Origin of the sequence: uncultured Alistipes sp. (assembly GCF_902388705.1) — a bacterium.
Classification (GTDB): Bacteria; Bacteroidota; Bacteroidia; order Bacteroidales; family Rikenellaceae; genus Alistipes.
Genome location: NZ_CABMQJ010000002.1, coordinates 81,757 through 105,593 on the forward strand (window position 1 = coordinate 81,757; position 23,837 = coordinate 105,593).

General features: G+C 55.1%; 19 protein-coding genes and 1 pseudogene. 15 read left to right on the plus strand and 5 right to left on the minus strand.

The genetic code is table 11. The features are described from left to right. Positions 1-708 precede the first annotated feature (708 nt). The 11 genes and pseudogenes from QZT71_RS01220 to QZT71_RS01270 all read left to right on the plus strand — a co-directional run bounded on the left by QZT71_RS01220 (position 709) and on the right by QZT71_RS01270 (position 11,048). Positions 709-1,602, plus strand: coding sequence for a HEPN domain-containing protein (locus tag QZT71_RS01220; RefSeq protein WP_295911323.1), 894 nt, complete (start codon positions 709-711; stop codon positions 1,600-1,602). A gap of 84 nt (positions 1,603-1,686) precedes the next feature. Further along, positions 1,687-2,268 (plus strand): ORF6N domain-containing protein, encoded by a 582-nt coding sequence (locus QZT71_RS01225; RefSeq protein WP_295911325.1) that lies wholly within the window; start codon positions 1,687-1,689, stop codon positions 2,266-2,268. Between the two features lie 20 nt (positions 2,269-2,288). Beyond that, the gene (locus tag QZT71_RS01230) at positions 2,289-2,864 is read left to right on the plus strand and encodes an ORF6N domain-containing protein (protein ID WP_295911327.1); all 576 of its coding nucleotides are present in this window, start codon (positions 2,289-2,291) and stop codon (positions 2,862-2,864) included. 14 nt (positions 2,865-2,878) lie between these two features. After that, positions 2,879-3,133, plus strand: a pseudogene (locus tag QZT71_RS01235) (hypothetical protein); the annotation flags it as partial. A 621-nt stretch (positions 3,134-3,754) separates the two neighbouring features. Then, a complete protein-coding gene (locus tag QZT71_RS01240; protein WP_295911328.1) occupies positions 3,755-4,309 on the plus strand; it encodes a DUF3575 domain-containing protein in 555 nt (184 codons plus the stop codon). Between the two features lie 9 nt (positions 4,310-4,318). Then, positions 4,319-5,752: an OmpA family protein gene (locus QZT71_RS01245; RefSeq protein WP_295911330.1), complete on the plus strand. Its 1,434-nt coding sequence runs from the start codon at positions 4,319-4,321 to the stop codon at positions 5,750-5,752. Between the two features lie 39 nt (positions 5,753-5,791). Next, complete coding sequence (locus tag QZT71_RS01250) at positions 5,792-6,865, plus strand: hypothetical protein (RefSeq protein WP_295911332.1); 1,074 nt, start codon at positions 5,792-5,794, stop codon at positions 6,863-6,865. Between the two features lie 16 nt (positions 6,866-6,881). Next, entirely contained in the window at positions 6,882-7,835 is a 954-nt protein-coding gene (locus tag QZT71_RS01255; protein WP_295911333.1) for a hypothetical protein, read from the plus strand. 13 nt (positions 7,836-7,848) lie between these two features. Continuing rightward, complete coding sequence (locus QZT71_RS01260; RefSeq protein ID WP_295911335.1) at positions 7,849-8,958, plus strand: DUF5031 domain-containing protein; 1,110 nt, start codon at positions 7,849-7,851, stop codon at positions 8,956-8,958. Then, the gene (locus QZT71_RS01265; protein ID WP_295911336.1) at positions 8,955-10,115 is read left to right on the plus strand and encodes a hypothetical protein; all 1,161 of its coding nucleotides are present in this window, start codon (positions 8,955-8,957) and stop codon (positions 10,113-10,115) included. The genes QZT71_RS01260 and QZT71_RS01265 overlap by 4 nt, the downstream gene beginning before the upstream one ends. Before the next feature lie 12 nt (positions 10,116-10,127). Then, positions 10,128-11,048: a hypothetical protein gene (locus QZT71_RS01270; protein WP_295911338.1), complete on the plus strand. Its 921-nt coding sequence runs from the start codon at positions 10,128-10,130 to the stop codon at positions 11,046-11,048. Positions 11,049-11,270: 222 nt separating this feature from the next. Here the strand turns inward: QZT71_RS01270 and QZT71_RS01275 are convergent, their stop codons facing one another. From QZT71_RS01275 to QZT71_RS01285, 3 genes are all read right to left on the minus strand, one after another. Beyond that, positions 11,271-11,777 (minus strand): cyclophilin-like fold protein, encoded by a 507-nt coding sequence (locus QZT71_RS01275; protein WP_295911340.1) that lies wholly within the window; start codon positions 11,775-11,777, stop codon positions 11,271-11,273. Between the two features lie 229 nt (positions 11,778-12,006). Next, the gene (locus QZT71_RS01280; protein ID WP_295911341.1) at positions 12,007-12,756 is read right to left on the minus strand and encodes an SDR family oxidoreductase; all 750 of its coding nucleotides are present in this window, start codon (positions 12,754-12,756) and stop codon (positions 12,007-12,009) included. Positions 12,757-12,779: 23 nt separating this feature from the next. Next, on the minus strand, positions 12,780-13,802 hold the full coding sequence (locus tag QZT71_RS01285; RefSeq protein ID WP_295911342.1) for an alpha/beta hydrolase: 1,023 nt from the start codon (positions 13,800-13,802) through the stop codon (positions 12,780-12,782). A gap of 262 nt (positions 13,803-14,064) precedes the next feature. On the opposite strand from QZT71_RS01285, the gene QZT71_RS01290 reads away from it, so the two are divergent. Beyond that, on the plus strand, positions 14,065-14,958 hold the full coding sequence (locus QZT71_RS01290; protein ID WP_295911344.1) for an AraC family transcriptional regulator: 894 nt from the start codon (positions 14,065-14,067) through the stop codon (positions 14,956-14,958). A gap of 57 nt (positions 14,959-15,015) precedes the next feature. Here QZT71_RS01290 and QZT71_RS01295 read toward each other — a convergent pair whose 3' ends face one another. Then, positions 15,016-16,155 carry an acyltransferase gene (locus tag QZT71_RS01295; RefSeq protein WP_295911345.1) on the minus strand — a complete coding sequence of 380 codons (1,140 nt, stop codon included), beginning with the start codon at positions 16,153-16,155 and terminating at the stop codon, positions 15,016-15,018. Between the two features lie 703 nt (positions 16,156-16,858). Between QZT71_RS01295 and QZT71_RS01300 the strand changes: the two genes are divergently transcribed. Together QZT71_RS01300 and QZT71_RS01305 are read left to right on the plus strand one after the other, a co-directional pair. Then, a complete protein-coding gene (locus QZT71_RS01300) occupies positions 16,859-17,299 on the plus strand; it encodes a cold-shock protein (protein ID WP_295911456.1) in 441 nt (146 codons plus the stop codon). Between the two features lie 37 nt (positions 17,300-17,336). Beyond that, positions 17,337-17,639, plus strand: coding sequence for an RNA-binding protein (locus tag QZT71_RS01305; RefSeq protein WP_295911347.1), 303 nt, complete (start codon positions 17,337-17,339; stop codon positions 17,637-17,639). A gap of 90 nt (positions 17,640-17,729) precedes the next feature. Here QZT71_RS01305 and QZT71_RS01310 read toward each other — a convergent pair whose 3' ends face one another. Continuing rightward, on the minus strand, positions 17,730-19,769 hold the full coding sequence (locus tag QZT71_RS01310) for a DUF6259 domain-containing protein (protein WP_295911349.1): 2,040 nt from the start codon (positions 19,767-19,769) through the stop codon (positions 17,730-17,732). 1,068 nt (positions 19,770-20,837) lie between these two features. Here QZT71_RS01310 and QZT71_RS01315 point away from each other — a divergent pair. Then, complete coding sequence (locus tag QZT71_RS01315) at positions 20,838-23,819, plus strand: TonB-dependent receptor (RefSeq protein ID WP_295911351.1); 2,982 nt, start codon at positions 20,838-20,840, stop codon at positions 23,817-23,819. Positions 23,820-23,837: the final 18 nt, after the last annotated feature.

The window sequence follows — 23,837 nt, forward strand, 5'->3', positions numbered from 1 at the left end:
TAAAAAAGGGGCGGTTCCGATTGAACATAGTGACGCAACTTCACTTCTCGAAGAATTCAATGCGGAAACCGCCCCGGCTACCAGATTTCAAGGGCCGCTTCCGGTGCGGGACTTGTCGACCGCAGCCGGAAGAGGGGATATAATGTGTTGCAGGGAAAGCGGGGCAGCGCCCGGCACAAGCCGCCGATACCGATTCCGCCCGGCCCCAAACCGGGGACGGGTGCAATCCGCAGGTGCGGAGATAATACGCATGGACGGCAGGACGCAACGGGGTTCCATAGATTCGTGTGGATTGTTGGAAATATGCGCCCCGGATAGGCATAAAAAGGGGGCGCGGTGTCAGCCCCAGTAAGCAGGTCATAGGAAACCCGAATCAGAAAGCTGTCCTGCGCCCCTGTTGTGTCCCGCCAAAAAATAAGCGGGACATAACAAGGACTGACAACTATTATACCTGATTCAAACCCTCCCGAAAGAGGTTCCTATGTTTGCTCACTGGTATAAAGAGTTGTTTACCCTTTATAGTTATGTCCGTCGGCTATGCCGAGTTATGATAATTCCACATAATGGTCTGTTCTGTTTCTTTTAAGTGGCTTCGTGCCACCCCTTTTGGGAAACTTTTGCAGACTATTTGCAGGAATGATAAGCAAATATACGGAAAATATGGACAGGGCAAAGCGGTTTACCAACTTTTTTCATAATTTTGTAGTTATGAAAAAGAGCGTCAACTTTTTACCCGAGAATAAACGGAACGACCTGAAACAGCTTGTCGGCCTTATCCGCGAGAACGTGAAGAACGTCGGCATGGTTATCCTGTACGGCAGTTATGCCCGGAACACCTATGTCGATTACGACCAGCGCATCGAGTTCGGCATCCCGACTTACTTTATGAGCGATTACGACATACTGATCCTGACGCGCAAGCCAATCGGGGCGATTGAGTATTCGCTGTATGACAAAATTGCCGACGCTTTTTTTCAGCACAAGAACAGACCTTTCCATACAAAGCCCCAGTTTATCAATTATGGAATAGACGACTTCAACTATGCGCTGACGAAAGCCCACTATTTCGAAACGGAGATAAAACGGCAGGGAATCATTCTGTATGATTCGGGAGATTATAAACTTGCCCGTCGCCGCAAGTTGAATTTCGACGAGATTCAGGAGCGAGCGCAGAAATATTATGATGACAATTTCAAACCGAAAGCGATTGAGTTCATTCTTTTAAATATTGATTCTTATAATAGGAAGAATTATAAAATGGCTTCATTTAACTTGCACCAAGCCACAGAAAATCTTTTGCGTATAATAGAATTAGTATTTACTTTATATAGCCCCAAAGAACACAGACTTACTGAATTGATGAATCGTTGTAAACGGTTCACGACCGAAACATTCAAAGCGTTTCCACGGGACACGCCGGAAGAAGAACGGTTATTCAAACTCTTGGAACGGGCCTATGTCGAATCCCGCTACAACCCCGATTTCGAAATCACAAAGGAGGACATCGACGCGCTGCTGCCGAAAGTCGAACACCTGCGCGACATCGTGGAACGGGTCTGCACGGCGCAGATCGACTACTATTCGCAACAGAGCGAGAAATAACGCCCGGAAGTCGGCGGCAAATCGAGTTATTCGAAAAATTCGAATAACTGCCGACAGCAGAACCAGACCCCACAACCCGAACTTATGAATGATATAACCGTTATCCAGAATAAAATCTACGAAATCCGCGGCCTGCGCGTGATGCTCGACTTCGACCTTGCGGCGCTGTATCAGGTTACGACCAGCGCTCTGAATCAGGCCGTAAAACGTAATGCAGAGCGGTTTCCGGAAGAATTTATGTTCCGTATTTCTGCAAGCGAATGGGAACATATCTCATCACAATTTGTTACGACATCCCGGACAAAGCGTCCGAAAACTTCTTTGCCGTTTGCTTTTACCGAACAAGGTGTTGCCATGTTGTCCGCAGTATTGCGCAGTAAACCTGCTATACAGGTCAGTATTTCAATTATGAAAGCCTTTGTCGCCATGCGCAACTACATTACCACGACAACCACCGTCACGGCAGAACTGGCTGAAATCCGCGCGAAACTGGCCCTGCTGGAGCGAACGGACGAGGACAACGCCGAAGCCATAAACGATCTGTCGGAAGATATGCGCAAGGAGTTGGACAATATCTATCAGGCAATCGCCGCCCTGTCTATCAAAACCCCGCAAGCGCGCAAGCAACCCCGGCCGATAGGATTCAAAAGGCCGGACACAAAATAAACCGGACACAACCCGAACAAATGGAAATTGCTGTTATCCAAAATAAAATCTACGAAATCCGCGGCCTGCGCGTGATGCTCGACTTCGACCTGGCAGCTCTTTACGGAGTGGAAACCCGCACGCTCAAACAAGCCGTGCGCCGTAATATCGAACGATTCCCGGAAGATTTTATGCTTCAATTATCGTCAGAGGAAGCTAACTACCTGATAAACATAGGGAGATCACAAAATGTGATACCCCCGGATTACAATGTCGGTGCTGCGGGAATGTTCGCTTTTACCGAGGAAGGGGTAGCCATGCTTTCGGGAGTTTTACGGAGCAAATCCGCAGTGCAGGCCAATATCGCCATCATGCGGGCTTTTGTCGCCATGCGCAACTACATCGCCACGACGACGACCGTCACGGCAGAACTGGCTGAAATCCGCGCGAAGTTGGCCTTGCTCGAACGCAACGACGAGGACAACGCCGAAGCCATAAACGACCTTTCGGAAGATGTGCGCAAGGAATTGGACAATATCTATCAGGCAATCGCCGCCCTGTCTATCAAAACCCCGCAAGCCCAAAAACAGCCCCGGCCCATCGGGTATAAGAAATGAGAGTAAATAGAGCCATGACCCAAAAACAAGCGATACAACTTTTCGAAGAACGCAAGGTGCGGACCCTCTGGGACGACGAAGCGGAAACATGGTATTTTGCGATTGTCGATGTTGTCGCAATTCTGACCGAAAGTGCAGATGCCGCCGCCTATTGGCGTAAACTCAAACAGCGGCTTAAAGCGGAGGGAAATGAAACCGTGACAAATTGTCACGGTTTGAAAATGCTGGCTGCCGACGGAAAGATGCGTCTTACCGATGTCGCAGACACCGCTCAACAGAGCCATAAGCAATGAAATATCGCCTGATATATTGATATACAGCGAATAGGAGCCGCAGGCCGGGCCTGCGGCTCCGCCCTCGGCAAGCGAGTGATAATCCATTGATTATCACTCGCTTTTCTTTTTGCGGGTGCGAAACGAAACGCTCCGCAATGCCTCTTTCGCACCGTTTTCCAAAGAATTTCTCACCACTTGTACAACCGTTTTAAGGCGGTAAAAGCTTGTCTGCATACCCGTAACGCCCGGCAACGTGCCGGAAACCGACGGGCAGAGGGTTTGTTGCACCTTTGTCCGGAAACCGCCGCGCCCCCTCGACCCGCAACCGGCTATTCGGCTCCGGTATTTTCCGGCGGCGCAGCGAACCTCTCCCGCGCCCGTACGTCGTATTTCGCCGGGACATGTGCCGTCGCCGTATGGCATGCATTGCAGCCGCCTTTTTATCTCGCTATAAGATAAAGCGTTGAACCTGAACATAAAAAGTTCATCCATTTATGGCAAATCATTTGCACGCCTGTGCCATAACCGCGCCTTTTCGGGTGCCATTCTAATCAAGGCGGACGCCGGAATGCGTAACTGCATCCGGTCGCTTTCGGGACAATAAAACATGTGAGAATGAATAAAATTTATTTCATGCTGGCAATCCTGCTGGCGTCGGTAAACACATCCCAGGCCCAGAAATGGGCTGTCAAGAGCAACCTGCTCTACGATGCCACGACAACAATCAACCTGGGCGTCGAAGCGGCGCTCGGCCGCCGCGTGACGCTCGATGTGTCGGGCAATTACAATCCCTGGAAATTCGGCGATGCCCGGTGGAAACACTGGCTCGTACAACCCGAAGTGCGCTACTGGCTGTGTGAAAGTTTCAACGGCCATTTTTTCGGACTGCACGCCCACTACGCCGAATACAATGCGGGAGGAATCGATTTCAGCTCCGATTTCCGGCACAACCGTTACCAGGGGCACCTCTATGGTGCGGGTTTATCCTACGGTTATCAGTGGCTGATAGGCAAGCGCTGGAACCTCGAAGCCACAATCGGCGTCGGGTATGCCCGCCTGTGGGATCGGAAATATCCGATCGCCGAATGCGGCGAAGTGATGCGCACCCGGTCGCGCAACTATTTCGGGCCGACCAAAATCGGCCTGACACTCATCTTTATCATCAAATAACAGCAGGATATGAAACGCCACTCGACACACCGCATAGCCGGCCTTTTGGCCGCATGTCTGATTTCGGCCGTCGCTGTCTACGGCCGTGAGGGAAATCCGGCCGCTTACCGGGACGACGACCGCCTTTGCATAAAGCTGCCGATCACCGCCGGCATCGACCTCCCGGCCAACGGACAGTTGATCGTCACACCGGTCGTTACCGACGGAGAACACCTGATGCAGCTGCCTCCCGTCGTTTTCACGGGGCGCATCCGGGAGAAAGTCAATGAACGCAGGGAACGGCTCTACGGCACACCGGCTCTTCCCGAAAATAGTGTCAGCAACACGGTTATCCGCCGCGGGCGGAAAAACCCGTCGGGGAATACGGTTCTTTTCGAAAAGAAGATTCCTTACGAGCCGTGGATGGCGGGCGGCCGCGTCGTCCTGTACCGCGACCTGGAGGGATGCGCCGGACACCGAACGGCACTTCCGCCGCTGGTTGCCGCTGAAATCCCCGCTTCCGTACAACCGCAGCTGTCGTTCCTCGTCCCCGCGGACGAACCCAAGCGGCGCAGCGAACAGATTACCGCCGTCGTGCATTTCCCGCAGGGCCGTTCGGTGCTGCTGCGCGGATTTGCCGACAACCGCCGCCAACTGGCACGTATCGACAGCCTTACGGCCTGTCTGACGACAAACGACACGCTCCGAATCGAGAGCATCTACCTGAAGGGATATGCCTCCCCGGAGGATACCTACGCATTCAACACCCGTCTTTCCGCGAACCGTGCGCGGGCCATCCGCAGTTACCTGCAGGAGAATTTCAGACTGGAGGATGCGGAGTTCACCGTCGTCACCGAACCGGAGGACTGGGACAGCTTGCGACGCTGGGTTGTCCTTTCCGACCTGCCCGCAAGGGACGAGGTGCTGGCCGTAATCGACACGGTATCGGATCCCGATGCCCGCGATGCCGGCATCTGGAAAACAGACAACGGCAAAACCTATCTCATGCTGCTGCGCGAAGTCTATCCGCAGTTGCGGCGCGTGGATTACCGCATCGGATATACGCTGCCTCCGTTCACCGTAGAGCAATGCCGCGAACTGATCGGTTCCCGTCCCGAATGGATGACCCTCGGCGAAATGTGCCGGCTGGCGGAAACCTATGCCGTCGATTCGCCCGAAAGGGCGTATGTCTGCGCGGTCGCGCTGGAGTTTTACCCGGACGATCCCTGTGCCTGCAACAACATGGCGGCGCTGGCCCTGCGGTGCGGCGATATTCAGACAGCACGCCAATGCCTGGCTCGCTGCGCCGAAGCCCCCTGCGCATGGAACAACCTCGGCATCCTGTGTCTTATCGACGGCGATACCCGGAAAGCGCAGCATTGCTTCTCGCTCGCTGCGGAAGGGGGTTCCGCGGAGGCGGCATACAACCTGGCCCATTTCGCCGAACTGAACTGCGAATGGTAAAGACCGAATCCGGATTTCAATCACTCTAAAAAATAAAACATGAAAAAAATTTACAATCTGTTGGTATTTGCGGCTTTCGCCATCGCCGCTGCCGCATGTTCCGACGACGGCGAGAAAACGGACATTGCCGATTCACCGGCCGGCAACCTGCAATTCATCACCCGGGCGCCGCAGTCGGCTTCGGGCCGCGGCCCGGTATACAGCGCCGGCGAATTCCGCATCCTGGCGTTCAAAAACACCGGCTCGGAGTATCTCTACATGCGGGACATTCCGCTCGGCGCGATGAATTTCGACGGCTCGGCGCTCTCGGGCACGGTGCAGTTTCCCGCCGGCGACTATAAATTCCTGCCCTCTTACGGATTGGTGGCACCGGGCAACTACACATGGCCGGCCTTTACGGACGCCGCCCTTTCCGACGCGCTCTGCGTGACCCATACCGAAGAGAGTTTTCCGGCGGTATTCATGCTCAACGTACCGCTCGATGCGGTTCCGTCCTACACCGTGTCGCTCGACGGCCCGAAGCAAACGGTGAACGCCACGCTTCGCCGTGCCGTATCGCGCGTGGACGTGCTTTTCATCCGGGCGGAGAAGGATGCCACGACAGGCGTCCATACCGAAAAACCGGGCGATGACATTTTCGGCCCCGAAAAACTGGCCGGGGTGAAACTGGCGTATACCGGCGCCAACAGCCGGCTGGGCCTTTCGGGCGAAAAGGCAGAGGGACTTTTCGACGTGTCGCACACCATCGCCGTTCCGGCGGAGGCTGTGACGACGGGCACGGGTGCTTCGACGGTCGTCGGCGCCGAGAAATACGATTTTGAGAACGTACAGCCCGCCGACATTATCGCCGGGTCCGCGCATCTGAAAGGCACCTACCTGATTCCCAATCCCGACAATACGGCCACGACCGGATTCTCGATGCAGCTCACCTCGGGCGAAGGCTCGACGCGCACCATCGCCCTGACGGACAAAATTCCCGTCGAGCGCAACAAGGCGACGCTAATCCGGATTTACGTATTGGGCGATAACGTCTTCACCACGGGTGTCGATTTCGATGTCGAAGTCAATACGGTCTGGGACGGCTCGAATTTCGTGGACGGAGAGATAGACTGACGAAAGCTGACGAACCATGAAACAGTGCAAACTTACGATGCTCGTCCTGGCGGTGGCCGCCTGCGCGGCCTGCGCGGAGCCGGAAACGGCCAATACCGTTCCGAACCAGGAAACGACGCGCGTCACGCTGCGACGCGAAGGAGCTGCGGATGTTTCGGTCTACGCTTTCCGCCTGCAGGGAGAGCGCTTCCTCTTCGACACGCTCTTCCGCGAAGGGTGGACCTCCGACGGCAGGATGTCGGTACGCATGCCGAACGGGCGCTACAAATTCCTGTTCGCGAGCGGAGCGACCGGCCGGCTCGTCCTCGAACCCGAACCGCTCACACGGCAGACGGCATGGGAGGATGCGTCCTTCGTCCTGCGGGAAAATGCGGAGGTGCCCGGCACCCGCTGTCCGGCCGACGAACTGTTCCTGCAATACCCCGCATCGGAGGCCGAGGCGATTTATACGGTCGGCGGCATGGATCTGACGGTTCCGGCAACGCTCCGGCGCGCTGTCTGCCGGATTGAAATATCAGTCAAGCGCGGTTATCACGACGGTACGCGATACGTCGAAGTTCCCTATGAGGGAGCACAATCCGTACTCGACGAGATCGACCGCATCGAACTCTCGGCCGGGGGCACGGGCCTGCGGGTGAATCCGGCCGGAAGCAGCGGCACGGCCACGGTGGCGGCGAGGCTCGCAGCAGCCGATTACACGGAACTGACCGACGGCGGATTCATCCGGCTCGAAGGGCCTTTCGTCATTCCGCCCGCCAACGGCGGGGAGGTGGGGCTCGACATCTCGGTCGTCCCCGTTTCGGGAGCCGCCCTGCAACCGGTGCGACTGCATCTGGCAGGCCAGGCGGAGCGCAACAAACGCCTCGACATTACACTCTGGATCACCTCGGGATATCCCGTCATCGGGGTCGAAATACGAACCGCCCCAATCGAACAGGAACAGGAGGGCGATACGGGAATATGGGAATAAAAAAACTATCGTGATGAAAAGAAATATCCTTTATCGAATCTGCGGGGTGCTGTTTTCGCTCTCGGTGCTGGCGGCCTGCGGGCTGGAAGCACAGGAAGAGTGCCTCCCCTGCAACGGCAAACTCCGCTACACCGAGCTGCGTCTGGAAGGCACGCCTTCCGCAGCGGGACTCGAAGCCCCGCTCTACCTTTTCCGCCGTGCGGCGGGGACACAGGACGGATACCTCTTCGACCGCAGCTACACCTCAATCGCCGACGGGGAAACGCTCAAACTCCCGCTCGCCGAGTTGAAGGCTTCCGACTATCGTTTCCTGATGGTCGCCCAGCCCCAGGACAGGGAGTGGCTTTCGCTGAACACGGCGGCCGGAACGTCGTTCGCTCCCGGCGTTGCATGGGAGGATTTACGGCTGGAATGCGCTGCGGGCGGCGCGGCACCGGAAGGGTACGGCGGCTTTACCGATATGAGCGGCGAAGCCATCCTGCGCGACGGGATCATCCGCCTTGCGCTGACGCGTATCGCCGGACAGGTGCTTTTCGACATCTTCCGTACGGGAGGTTCGCTTTCACAACCCGAAAGCATCGTTTCGCCCGACGTGAAGTCGGTGATCGACCGGGTCGCCCGGATTGAAATCACCTACGAAAGTCCGACCACGGCGCTGCGTTTCGATGAAAACGGAACGCTGGTTCCCGCGGCGTATGCTCCGGAACCGCTGACACAGACCATCGAGCCCCGGGCAACGGATTTCAGGGTCGCGCTTCCACAGGCGGACAGGGGGCTCGGCGTATACGACGACGGCCTGCGCGGCAGTCTGCGTATGGAGGGCGCTTACCTGCTGCCGTCCGACGCGCAGCTCCGCGTGAAACTGCGCTTCTCTTATTACGACACGACGCCCGTCTGCGACAACGACCACACGGAGGCCCATTCCCCGGCATGTTTCCCGCTGCGCCAGGTTGCGCTCGCCCTTCCGGCAGCCGATGCCGGCACAGGGCTTCCCGTGGGGGCGGATTGTTATACGGTCAACCGGGTGGGCCTGCGCTGCGACCGCATCATCGACATTCCGGTCGGCGGAGGTATCGAAACGAATTTCGACTGGCAAGGAAACGGTAAAAACGCACAGTTATGAAAAAATATCCAATCCTGTTGTTCTGGGCGGCTTTGCTGACGGGCGGCTGTTCGGACGAACCCTCCGGAAAGCCGTCGGCCGGCGAAGAGCCCTGTGTCGAAGTCGGCTTCAGGCTGGAAGCCGTCGATACGGACACTTCGCTCGAACCCATGACGCGAGTCACTTCCTACAAGGAGTGGTTCAGCAACGCATGCCGCCTGCTGATTCTGAAAAAGGCCGGCACCCGCTGGATTGTGGATGCGACGCAAACCGTCCTGCTGGATACCGATGCGGGGCCGTGGGCCGAACTGAAACTCGCGGAGGCCCTTCCGCCGTGCTCGTTCAGTTGCGAACTGCGTCCCGGCGATTATCGAATCGTTGCCGCAATCAACTGGCAGGCGGGTGATTGGAACACGGAACTCGTGCCCGGCAAAGTGGTTGCCGACGATGCCGACGCCACGCTGCCTGCACCGCCGCTGATTACCTATTCGATTTCGACACACTGGATGAACAGCGGGTACCGGCAGTTGAACCGTGAGGTTTTCGTGGCCGTAGCCGATTTTACGGTGCCCAAAAGCGGTGACCTCCACTCGGCCGGCATGCCGGCGGTGACGCTGCGGGCCGAGCGGCGCGTAGCGAAGTTCCGTGTCCTGCTCAAAGACAAGCGTTCGCCAGTCAATGAATTCTCGTTCGAAAAGACAGCCCACACCGTCCGGTTACGCTTCACTTCGAAGACGAAGCCCTTTGCCGAGGGAATCGATGCGCTCGGAGGTATGTATTACGGCCCGTCCGGGCTTTACGAACTGCCGTGGTGCATGTCGACGATGGGGGAGTTCCACGCCTCCAGAACGGGTATGTACCTGATGTGCCAGAGCAATTCGACGGTCTTTTCACCCTTCCTTTTCGCCGGGCCCGAAGCCGGGGAAGTGCCACTCGAAATAGCGGATATCCACATTTCGGGCGCAAGCGGCGGATTTACATACAAAACGGACGAGGTGTTCACCCGTACGCTGTCCTGCAGCACGATTACCGGCATCGTTTTCGAAACGACCGACATCTATGACTATTCGCAGCAGATACTGATTGACTTGGTCGAAGCGGTGGACGATGCCGGCATCCCCGAGAATGCAGCGGCGCTTTTCGATCCATTTTACGAGTGGAACGCCATGTCCTATTAAAAACACGAAGCCATGAGAAATTTGTCCTGTATACCGTTCGCCCTCCTGTGCCTGCTCCTGTCGGTGTCGTGCATCGAGGAGAAGCTCGACGCCTGCCCGCCCCGGGGCGGAAATGTTGCGGTGACGCTCCGAATCGAGAAGTTCCGGACCCGGCCGCCTTACCGTCCCTCGGATCTGGAACCGCAATTCACCGCACGCATCCATTCGCTCGACTACCTGCTCTATGCCGATGGGCGGCTGATTGCACAGGGTCGTGCGGACGACGTTGAGGCGACCGCGGGCGACTGCTACCTCTTCCGCCTCGACACGCTCCCGTTCGGGGCTTACCGGCTGGCGTTTGCGGCCAATGCCGCGCCGCGCATGATGGCCGGCACCACCGATGCGCCGGAACTCCGCTATATCGTCTATCAGGGGGAGAAGGACGACGACGACCATTTCCGCGCTGACCTCCCGTTCGAGGTGACATGTCCCTGCCGCAACGAGTTCGAAACCGTGCTTCAGCGCGTGCACGGCGTGACGCGTTTCCGCTTTGAAAACTTACCGGCGGAGATTACGTCCGTGGAGGTCGCACTCGACAATATAGGCGAACGCATGCCGCTCTGCGGCGAGCCCGACCGCCCGTGCGAAGTGTCCAGACGCATTCCCGTGGCGAACCTGGCGACACGCGCGGCCGGCACATACACGCTGGGCACGTTCTGCACCCTGCCCGACATGAAGAGCGCATGGCGGCTGAAGCTCTACGCTGACGACGCCTCTTCGCCGATTTACGACCGGGTGGTAACGGATACGCTGAACATCGAATGCAACCAGTTAATCGAACTCACGGCCCGTTTCAAGGAGGGTGATTTCCGGGGGGAGATCGATTTTTCGGTCGACGTCGACACGACATGGGACGGCTCGAACGAAGGCGGCGGCGAAGTTATGCGCAGGTAAAGCCCTGCCGCGCAGAACGGCGCGGTTCACCCTGCGGTGAATTTTCGCCTCGACCTTTCCGGATTCGCAGACAGCGGGGCTTCTGCTGTCGGGACCTTGCGTAAGCGGCCGAAATAAAGCGGCGCAATGCGCCCGCACCCGCATGGGAACGCATCCCCGGCAACCGGGAAAGTAGCGTGCAATAAGCCGCCCGGCCGGCTTATTGCCTCCCTCAATCACCTGTTATTCCACCAGCTCGAACCGGACGGCAACGCTGCCCGCGCCGACTGCGTCCGGAAGTCCCGATGTGCTGTCCAGCCGTCCGATCTGCGTATAGCTGTACGAGGTTCGGAATGTTTCGTAGAAAAGCACGATACAGTCGGAGCCGTAAAGCATCAAATCGCCGATACGGATAGTCCCCGGATTGAACGGGGAGCTCGGCAACCGGCCGGACAGGTAATAATATTTTTCGTTGCCGTTCAGTTCGTCCATAGAAACGCTCATCGGCAACAGGGCTTTGAATGCACGCGCCGTGGCGTTGTCGGCAAAGGTCGCCGTAAAAGAGGACGATCCGATCGTAAGCTGTAACCGGTTGCCCGGCGGAGGGACGGGTTCGGGGTCTGGCTGCGGCTCGGGCGCCGGAGTTACCGTGCCGGACGGTACTGGGTCATCATCCGGGCTACACGCCGTGAATCCGGAAGAAGCGGTCACCAACAACAGATTCGTAAAAATCATAAACAGACGTTTCATGGCGATACTTTTTTAGTGGTAATTTCGAAGAACCGGAAACACGCGCGACGGGTTGCGATACCCCCGATACCCGCCGCAAGGGACAGCCGGGTAGCCGGCAGGGGACAGCGGATGCCGAATCCCGCGATAGACACACCGTAAGCGGCCGTTGTTCCCAGATTGGCCGAGGTCAGGAACAAGCCGTCGGCAAAATCGGGTGCGTGCGGATGACTTTTCCAGGACAAACGGTTTAAACAATCGTATAGCCGCCGTCGACGGCGATAGCCTGCCCGATGATAAAGCTGGCTGCGGGACTGCACAGCCACACGACCGTGGCTGCGACCTCCTCGGGACGGCCGAAACGGCCTATGGGCAACATTTCGACCGCCTTTTCTTCGACCAGGTCGCCCGAAGCAACCATCTGTTCGACCATCGGCGTAGAGATTGTGCCGGGACATACGGCGTTGATGCGGATACCGCGTTCGGCATACTCCAGTGCGGCACTCTTGGTCAGCCCCAGCACGCCGTGCTTCGAGGCATGGTAGGCCGCACGGCCGGGAAGCCCGACCAACCCGCCCAGCGACGAACAGTTGACGATGGCCCCGAAGCCCTGACGGCGCATCTGCCGCAGCTCGTATTTCATGCAGAAGAACACACCTTTGAGATTGACGTCCATCACACGGTCGTACTCGGCCGTTTCCAGGTCGGCAATATCCGTCACCAGGCTCTGCACGCCGGCATTGTTATAAGCCGCATCGAGCCGTCCGAAACGAGCGACGGTTTTTTCGACCGTTGCCTCGACCTGCTTCTCGTCACCCACATTGCAAACTGCGTAATCCGCATCGTACCCGGCATCCGCAAGCCTTTGCGCCGCAGCCCTTACAGCCGTTTCATTCATGTCGGCCAACATTACCGCATAGCCTGTTTCGGCAAACATCCCTGCCGCAGTTTCACCCATGCCGCTTGCGGCTCCGGTGACCAATGCTACTTGTCGTTCCATTATCATCTTATTTTTGATATTCGCTATTGCAGGTTTTCTTTGAAGAACTTTTCCAGCTTGCCGAACGGAATCAAACCTGTACGGTCGTACAGATCGACATGACCGGCACCCGGCACGATATACAGCTCTTTGGGTTCGGCGGCGCGCCGGTAAGCGTCTTCGCTGAACTCGCGCGAATGCGCATGTTCCCCGGTGATGAACAGCATCGGCCGCGGCGAGATGCTCTCGATATCGTTGAACGGATAGAAGTTCATGAATTTCACACTGCCCGTAAGCGTGGGATGCGTGGTGGTCAGGGACGTAGCCCCCTCGGGCGTAAATTCCCCGCGGGGCGTGCGGTAAAAGCCGTAGAACTCCCGTTCGATCGGCGTGGATTCTTCGGTCAGCTCGTGCACCGTACCGCCCGTGAGGGCAATCTCTCCACCGAGGAATTCGGCATAACGCTGTTCCGCCACCGCTTCGAGCAACTGTTTGCGCTGCCCGGGCGTCACGGCATTTTTCAGTCCGTTTCGGCTGGCCGCACCCATGTCATACATACTCACGGTCGCAATGGCTTTCAGCCGCGGGTCGATTTTCGCAGCGCTGATGGCGAAACTGCCGCTACCGCAAATACCGACCACGCCGATAGCGTTGCGGTCTACGAATTCCCGCGTACCGAGGAAATCCGCAGCAGCGCTGAAATCCTCCGCGTATACATCCGGCAGGACAGCATTGCGGGGCTCGCCTTCGCTTTCGCCCCAGAATGAAAGGTCGATCGCCAGCGTCACAAAACCACGCTCGGCCAGCTTCGTGGCGTACAGGTTCGCAGACTGCTCCTTGACGGCCCCCATCGGGTGTCCGACAATAATCGCAGGACGTTTTTCACCCGGCTTCATATCGCCGGGCAGGAAGAGGTTCGCGCCCACTTTCATCTTATACTGGTTCCGAAAAGAAACCTTTTCGCAGTTCACCGAAGCGCTCCGGTAGAAATTGTCCGCATCCCTCTGTGCGGAAGAAATGCCGTGCATCATAAAAAATGTCATTGTTAAAATAAAGATTCGTTTCATGTTTGTTCGTTTTCGTGTCTACAGTTGCATCGTTTCCGATTTTCCACACGGCAAAATTACGTCGCGGAATTCTACGGGCTGGTATCCGGATTACGGATAAAAATACCCGGATTACGGTTTTGCGAACAAAACCGAAACGGCTGTACGACAACCGGCTACCCGGATTACGGATAAAATTACCCCGATTCCTGTTTCGCACCGTAAACGTGCAGCAGGAGCGTGAAAAAGCACTATCTTTGCTCTTGGAAAAACAAAAAACACCATGGACGGAATCCTGACAATAGACACCATCGACCAATACAACAAACTCTTCGGGTTCGAAACCCGTCATCCGCTGGTCGGCATCGTCAGCTTCGATACGGCCGAAAGCCAGGGCAGCTACCGGATGACGATGGGATTCTACTCGGTGTTCCTCAAGGAAACACAGGGGTGCAAAATCAATTACGGCAAGACGAATTACGATTTCGACGACCAGACGGTGGTTTGCATCGCACCTGGCCAGACCGTCGGCTATACCGATATGGAGGGGATTCCCAAGAAATCGGTCGGACTGCTGTTCCATCCCGATTTCATCCGCGGCACGTCGCTGGGACAGAAAATCAAGAAATATACGTTTTTCTCCTATGAGGCCAACGAGGCCCTGCACCTCTCGGAAGAGGAGCGGGAGATTATCCTCGACTGCCTGAAAAAGATCGGCATGGAGTTGCGGCATGCCATCGACAAACACTCGAAAGGGCTTATCGCAACCAATATCGAACTGTTGTTGGACTATTGCATGCGCTTTTACGAACGCCAGTTCGTCACGCGCGAAGATATGAACCTCGATACGCTGGCCCGCTTCGAACAGTTGCTGGACAACTATCTCTCGAGCGGCATCGCAGCCAAAGAAGGATTGCCGTCCGTACGTTATTTCGCCGACAAGATATACCTTTCGCCCAACTATTTCGGCGACCTCGTGAAAAAGGAAACCGGCAAGTCGGCACAGGAGTATATCCAGTTAAAAATGATCGACACGGCCAAAGAGGGGCTCCTCGACCCGCACAAGACGATAGGGCAGGTGGCCTACGACCTGGGGTTTCAGTACCCGCAGCATTTCGTCCGTTTTTTCAAACGGCAGGTCGGCATCACCCCCCGGGAGTACAGGCAGCAAAACTGACAACCGACTTGCGGACTTTCGGGCGGCACAGCCGCCCGAAAGTTCCGGCGCACCCGTTTACATTTTGGCTCGTGGTTTCAGGAACCTATCAACAAGGTATTTCCGCACCGGTATATCATAGAACTTCAAACATATCCAGGCCAGCGCGATACTGCCGAAGACGACTCCTGCAGCCCCGGGCAACGACTCCCCGAACGTAAGGTTGTCATTCTTCACCCAGGCGTAATACAGGTATATGAAAGGGTAGTGCACCATGTACAGGGGATAGGAAATATCCCCCAGGAATTTGCAGACCCGCGTCGTATACCTGTCGGTAGTTTTCCCGGAAGCCCCGAGATAGACCAGAAGCGGGAAAAACACGGCGAAGCACACCGTATCGTACACCCCGTTCAGCCACATATGCTCCGCTCCGCCCAGGCGCGGTACGGCCAGCAGGGCGACGATAGCCAGACTGCATATCCAGAATGCGCCCCGCACGCCGGCCGGTTTGAAAATACGCGTAAGGAGCAATCCGGCCGAGAAAGAGAACATCAACCGCAGAAATCCCCCGGTAAATTCAATTCCCGTCAGGGAAAATCCGGCGCATATATCGCCGTACGGGCCCGCTATGGCATATGCCGCCAGGCCGCACCCGGCAATGAAAACCAGCGCGGCGAGGGCCTTGGTCGGGAGCTTGCGGATAAACAGGGCGTAGAGGATATTGCCGATATACTCGAAAAACAACGACCAGCTCGGGCCGTTCAGAGGATACATCTCGCCCAGGCCCCGCACCTCGGTTCCGGGAGTGGCCGGAATCAGCAGCGCATTCAGGAACGTGGCGAAAATCAGCGACAGGACGGTAACTTTGGACACGTCCCATACCGGACAGCCCTGGAAATAGAACATGACTGCCCCGATGAGGGCCCCCATCACGACCATCGGATGCAGTCGGATGATCCGGCGCTTGATGAAATCTTTGGTTTTCATCGTTCCCCAACGGTCGTCATACGCATAGCCGACGACGAATCCCGACAGGATGAAGAAAAAATCGACGGCCAGATAGCCGTGATTGATAATCTGATCCAAATGACTGGTCGCATAAGCTTCGAACAGGTGGAAACATACGACCGTGATGGCGGCCACGCCACGCAATCCGTCGAGTATGCCGTAATGGGGTTTGGTATCTGCAAACGCAGCCAGGGAGATTTGTTCTTTCAACGCAGAAAAATTTAATCGTGAAAATCCGTTTTTCAAAGAAGTTGTAAAAATAAGCAATTTATCCGGAATATCGGGAATAATCAGCATATTTACACCGCCTTTATTTCCGGCAGGGCAGATTATTCGTCCGGCCGAACCGTCAATTTTTCCAAAGGATGGTGTAAACGGCGAAATAATTGCTACCTTTGCAGCATAAACAACGTGAGTTCATTCTGATCTTTATCTCCTATGCATTCCCCCGGGCTATTTCCGTCCGGCTCTTTCATCGTTGAATCGACCTTTGTAAGCTTTCTTTGTTTAGACAAATTCCGAGTATGTCCCGGCGGACAGACGAGGGGCGATGTCAAATTTTAACGACAGTACGAAAATTAAAATCATTTTTAATCCGCAAGCACAGCTTCGCACCTCCTGCGCCACAGGACGGCAGGCGGACAAATCCGGACAAGCCGGCCGCAGTTGCGGCAGGCGAAACGCCGAAACGACGGCAGCCACGGATACCGCCGCTCACGGGACAGGCATACGGTCACAGGAGGCAGCCACACTGCGACCTACAGGACATGGCAGAAACCGCACCGAATTCATACCCGGCACAGCCATTCTGCACACCAGACGGATTCCCACGGTAAAAACATCCACAGAACAGGCAAGCAACAATTCAACTCAACACAATATTATACCAGGCAAAAAAACTAAAGCAAATTTAATGGCAAGATCACAATCATTTGGAAAGAGAGAAAACGAAAAGAAAAAACAGGCCAAGCGCCTCGAAAAACAAAAGCGCAAGGAAGACCGCATGACCGGAGGTACGACTTCGCTGGACGACATGATCGCGTATGTCGACGAGAACGGAAACATTACCGACATACCGCCCGAAAAGCGGGAGAAAACGGAAATCGAACTGGAAGACATCGTGATAGCAACCCCCAAAAAAGAAGACATGGAACCCGAGCTGCTGAAAGGCAGGGTGGAGTATTTCAATACGGACAAAGGTTACGGTTTCATCAAGGACCTGGCCTCTGCGGAGAAATATTTTTTCCACATATCTTCCGCTCCGGAAGGAATCTGCGAGGGTAAAATCGTCAATTTCGAACTTGAACGGGGAACGCGCGGCATGAATGCGGTAAGGATTGTATTTGCCCAATAAAAAACAACTCCATTTATTCACAATAAAATTAAAAAAAATGAACATTTACGTTTCAAACCTGAACTTTCGCACAGAGAACGCAAGTTTACAGGCATTATTCGCAGCATTCGGCGAAGTTTCTTCCGCTAACATCATCAACGACCGCGAAACCGGCCGTTCGCGCGGATTCGGTTTCGTGGAGATGCCGGACGACACCGCAGGACAGACTGCTATCGATGCGCTCAACAACAGCGAGTTCGAGGGTAAGGTTATCACCGTCAACGTAGCCCGTCCGAAGACGGAACGCAGCAACGGCGGAGGTTACAGCCGCGGCGGAGGCTACGGCCGGAACCGATACTAAACAGATACGCCAACTTACCAAAAAGGGATAACGCGTATGCGTTATCCCTTTTTGTTCGCGCACGGCAGGGGTGCACGTTATATCCGCAGGTTACAAGTCGATGCGTTTGCACGACGAACCGGCAATTTCAAAAGCCTCGCCAGCACCGGGGAGCGAAACCTTATGCGCCTTTTCATCCATGTTGACCACAAGGCAGACACGTTTTCCGTCGGGTTTCTGCCATTCGGCAGCCAGCACCAGCGAATCGTCCCCGAAACCGGGAATATTGACAACCGGATTGTCGCCCGACGGGGCGAACTCCCGGATAAAAAGACCTCCGTACACCACGTCATGCACCCCGCGGCGGAAATCCATGAGCGTCTTCATGAAGCGCGCCTCCTTTTCGGCCTGCTTCGCCATCAGGGCCCGGGGGTCAACCCAGCCGATCTGCGAGCCCCACAGCAGGGCTTTGGTCAGCTCGTAGCGGAAGTCGCCCTGCGACATCTTGTCCGGTTCGCTCGGCGTGTAGGTGAAAGCGCTGGTGACGGCGCGGTCGGAGTAGACCATCGGGAACACCGGCTTTATGACACATGCATTCTCCTCATGCGGGGTGTTTACCACCAACAGCATGTCGAACAGGTCGATATAGCACTCGGCATTCTCCTCGCTTGTCAGGATTCGCCCTTGTTTCAGGTGGTTGGCGCGAATCTCGCCGATAAGCCTGCGGTAACCGTCATACCAGAAATCCCCGCCGCCCAGCGGGTGGTTGTGGTTTTCGTTCCAGCACGGCTCGGGCGCAGCGGCTGCAATCTGGTCGATATAAACCCCGTCCACGCCGATGACAGCCTGCAGGCTGTCCACCAGTCCGATAATCTTCCGGTGCCAGATATCCGTAGAGGGGCACGTAACCGTATTGAGGACTTTGGAGGTGGGGTAGATCTCCGTATAGAGCGAGCCGTCGGGTTTCCGGCAGGAAGCATCGTACCCGCCATCGCGTTTGTAACTGTCCGCAGCCGGATCCCAAAGGCGGCCGTTGATATACGGAGTCACGCGCGCACCCATTTTCTGAACAGCCTGCACCATTCCGGCGAAGCGATCCTGCGCGGGCAGGTAATCGGGATAATGAGTGTCGTAAGGGTAGTGGTGCCAGAAATACCAGTGTACGCCCAAACCCTTGCCGAAGTGCTTGGCGGCGCGTTTCACGGCATCGAACGTATCGTCTTCGACAAACTTGGCCCTCACCCATGCATCGGCATCGTAACACCATTGCGGGATATTGCGCGAAGCCAGCGGTTTGCTGCCCCATTCGGTGGTAAAGGTAAACGGACGGTACCACCTTACGACGGCATCCTCCCAGCCTTTTTTCGTAAAGCCTACAACCGAAGTCCACGGCAGGCGGAATGTTCCGTCCCCGATCCATCCGGCAGAGGCGGGAATGTCGTCGCTGAAAACGACCGTTTCGCGCGTACATTGCGCCGAGTATGTTTTGCCGCAGCCCCGGCGATCCTCCGTACCGTAGTAGAACGCGCCGTCGCCGTTATGTACCAGAATAAACTGCATGGCGGAAGCATGCGAGGGATAGCGGGCCTCGAACGTGGCAATGTCCAGGTTCTTCTCGACGCCCCAGCCCTCCGTAGTGATGACCTTGCCGTCGGCAGGACGCTCAATCACGACACGGGGAAATTCCAGGTCGGTCACGAGCCATTTGGCCGGCAGGTCGGCCTCCAGGTTCCATTGCAGCAACTCTCCGTCGTCGGGCAGCGTTACGTACATCCGGACAGGATATTTCACGGAACTGTAATCGAGGGTCAGCGACCAGGTGAAAATCAGCGTCTTGGCATCCTCGTCGTCGCGGACTTTCACACCGTCGTAAACAGCATGTTCGGGTTTCAGTTCGGGATTTTCCCCCTGGGTTCCCTTGTATACCAGAATCCACGGCGTATCGTTCATACCCGCATCGGCAACCCGGTGCCCGTTCAGGGTCAGTTTTTCGATGTCGAAACTCCCTTTTGCCTTGAACACGGCTTCCACCGCGGCATTAGACAGCGTATAGCTGTCCCCGGATTCGGTCACAGTCGTTTTTCCACGGGCAAATGCCAGCATGTTCAGCAACAGGAATCCTGTCGTGAGGATACAGATTTTTTTAATCATAGCGTAAAGCGTCTTTTTGTTGAGTGTCCATTTATGTAAGTTTCGGAAGCGGATTCCCCGGCATGTATATACATATTTCCGAGGTTATTATATATATAAGGTATAAATTTCACCGGGCCGGGCCTCTGCCCGCATGGCAAAAATAAGCAAAAATATTTTACTTACAAAGTGGTTTTTAATAAAAAACTTTTCTAATAATCAAAGCCTCCTAAAATACATAAAGCAGCAGTAAATCATGTAGTTTTGCCGACAAACGACTCGCCCGGACAATCACAATAGGCTGATTTAACGTAATTTATAGCAAACCCAGATATTACAGCCCGAATAATCCCCTGAAATCGAATAAAATTCGCATAACTTTTTTTTATTTAAGTATTTCAGCAGGTACAAGAATCACATCACTCTGTATATCAACATCATACATACAATACCAGAAGCCTTGCGGGGCTCTTCGGCCAATCATTAAAGTAAAAAAACTTACCAAAAATACTTTTGATAATAATTTTATTGTTATATTTGTTACTGAATAATGAATACTTTTACCCGAAACGCATACCGAAATTAACGCAACCGGAAGCGTATAAAGTTATTTATCAGGATATTCGACACCCGCAACTACTATTGTAAATAAACATAACAACCAACTCAACTAATTACCAACACCTATAAAACGATGGATGCCTATGGTAAAACAAAACTGACAGAACCCAAACGTATGACTTCTTGGTACTCGGTTCCCAGGGATCGAAATGCCACAGTTGTTTTGCGACAAGCAAAAACAAAATTGAACTTGTACGGTAATTTGACGCCGACCGACGCCGGTACCGTACAAATCTAAATTAAGTAATTATAAATGAGTAAATATGAAAATGATTATACAAAAGCTCTTTTGTAAAATAATGCTTCGATCGTTTGTGCTGATATTGGGGCTTATTTCGGTTACGGGACTGCATGCGAATCCCGGATTCGAATATTCCGAAAGTAGCGTAGAAGCGTCCGTATCCGAACAGCAGGGGGGGGGGAAATGTCCAGCTCACCGGCCGGGTATTTGACGAAAACAAAGCCGGCGTGCCGGGTGCCACGATTCTGGTCAAAGGCAGTACGCGCGGCGTTATTTCAGATGTCGACGGACGTTTCAACATCAGCGTCAAACCGTCCGACGTAATCGAAATCTCCTACCTGGGTTACGAAACCCAGTCGATTCCGGTAGGTTCGAAAACCGAAGTAATGGTCGACCTCGTCCGGAAAGTCTCCGAGCTGGAGGCCGTGACCGTGGTCGCATTCGGTAAACAGCGCAAAGAAAGTATCGTCGGCGCTATCAACACCCTCGATGCAAAAGACCTGAACATTTCCACCGGACAGCTCTCTTCGGGCCTTGCAGGTAAACTCGCGGGTATCGTCGTCATGCAGCGCACGGGCGAGCCCGGCGCAGGTGCCGATTTCTGGATCCGCGGCGTGAATACGTTCGGAGCCAACAACAAGCCCCTGGTGCTCGTCGACGGCGTCGAACGCGACATGGACCTCGTCGATCCGGACGATATCGCCACGTTCTCCATCCTCAAAGACGCAACCGCCACGGCCCTCTACGGTGTGCGCGGTGCAAACGGCATCGTGCTGATTACCACCAAGCGCGGTTCGGAATCGGCTCCCAAAGTCAATGTCAAGGCAGAGTTCGGTATGACGCAGCCCGTCAGATTGCCCAAAATGGCCAACACGGAGCAGTGGCTCGATTACTTCGACGAACTGTACCGCGACACGGGACAGGAACCCGCAATTTCGGACTATGCCCGCCAGATGTATTTGAGCGGCCGTGATCCCGACCTCTATCCGTCGGTCGACTGGATGAAAGCAATCTACAAGGACATGGCGATGACCGGCCGTGTCAATGTCAGCGTCACGGGCGGTACCCCGAAAGTACGTTATTACGTGGGCGGTTCATACTATACGGAAGGCGGTATGTTCAACATGTCCGGCAACAACAATTACGACGCGCAGATGAACTTCAACAAGTTCAACTTCCGTTCGAACGTCGATATCAACATCACCAAATCGACGGAGCTGGGATTGTCGATTTCGACCCAGTACACCATGAAAAATACGCCGAGCGACCGCTCCTGGGATACGGATATGAGCCGCCTGTATGCGTATACGCTGCAAATGACTCCTATCGCCACCCCGACGATCTATTCCGACGGCACTTTGGCCGCTCCGGGAGAAAGCGGCGTGCAGATCAACCCGTACAACATCCTGAACAATTCGGGCTACCAGCGCCGGAACAATATCGTGGCCCAGTCGCTGTTGTCGCTGACGCAGGATTTTTCGGAACTTGTTACCGAAGGCCTCAAGGCCAACGTCAAATTCTCGTGGGACGCCCAGAACGCAAACACCCTGGTTCGCTATAACGACCCCTTTATTTATTACGCGCAAGGCCGTGACGAGGAGGGTAAACTTATTTTCACGGATCCGATCAATCCCAATGCGACCAACTCCATGGGATACTCCAACCAGAACAACGTAAGCTGGACGACCATCAACTTCGAGGCATCGGCTGTCTACGAGCGTGTTTTCGCCGAAGACCACCGCGTCAGCGGCATGTTCCTCTTCACCCTGCGCAGCCGCTCCAACAATATTCCGGCCGGATACGTCTACGCATTCCCGTACCGGAACATGGGTATCGCCGGACGTTTTACGTATGCATTCCGGGATAAATACTTCGCCGAGTTCAACTTCGGCTACAACGGTTCGGAGAACTTCGCACCGGGCAAGCGTTTCGGTTTCTTCCCCTCGTATGCACTGGGCTACATGATCAGCAACGAGAAATTCTGGGAACCCCTGCGCGACAAAATCAATATCCTGAAAATCCGCGGTTCCTACGGTAAAATCGGTAACGACCAGATCGGCGGCAACCGTCGTTTCGCCTACAACACGACCATGAATACGTCAGCCCCGAGCTTCAACTTCGGCACCTCATTCAACGACAGGTCGGACACGGGCGGACATCCGTCGCTGGGTTATGCAACGGGCGATTACGGCAATATGAACGTGGGTTGGGAAGAGGCTACGAAGGCCGACATCGGACTCGAACTGGGCCTGTTCAACATGATTAAAATCCAGGCCGACTACTTCTACGAAAAGCGCGAGGGCATCTTTATCCAGCGCGAATCCTCGCCGTCGGTTGTCGGGACGAAAGTACAGCAGTGGGTCAACCTGGGCCGCATGAAGAACCAGGGCTTCGACCTTTCGCTCGAATTCGACCACAACTTCTCGAAAGACCTCTACGTATCCGCACGCGGTAACTTCACCTACAACCGCAACAAGAAACTCTACGACGACAAACCCGACCAGATCTGGAAATACCAGAACCTCGCAGGTTTCGCCTACAATCAGCAGTTCGGACTGATTGCCGAAGGGCTGTTCGAGTCGGAAGAGGATATCGCCACCTGGCCTGAACAAAAGTTCGGTACGGAGCTGCGCCCGGGCGACATCAAATACCGGGACATCAACGGCGACGGCGTAGTCGACACGTACGACCGGGTGGCCATCGGCTACACGACGGTTCCCGAAATCAACTACGGTTTCGGCGCCAGCATCGGCTGGAAAGGATTCGACGTATCGGTATTCTTCTCGGGCGTTGCCAATGTAACCCGTATCGTCAGCGGAAGCGCCTTCTACGGCCAATCATCCAACATCATGTACCTCGGCCAGATTTTCGAGGACGTGGCTAAAAATCGTTGGACGCTGGACAACCAGAACCCCAAGGCACCTTATCCCCGCCTGACAACCGGTGAAAATACGAACAACAAACAGGCATCGACCTATTGGCAGCGCGACATGAGTTTCCTGCGCCTGAAGAATGCCGAAATCGGCTATACGCTCCCCCGGAGCCTGACCAAGAAATGGGGCATGTCTACGGTACGCTTCTATGTCCAGGGCGTCAACCTGCTTACCTTCAGCGACTTCAAACTCTGGGATCCCGAAGTCAATGCCAATTACGGTAACGTTTATCCGCTGGTACGCACCGTAACGCTCGGTGTAAATGTCAATTTCTAATAAAAATACCGGAATACT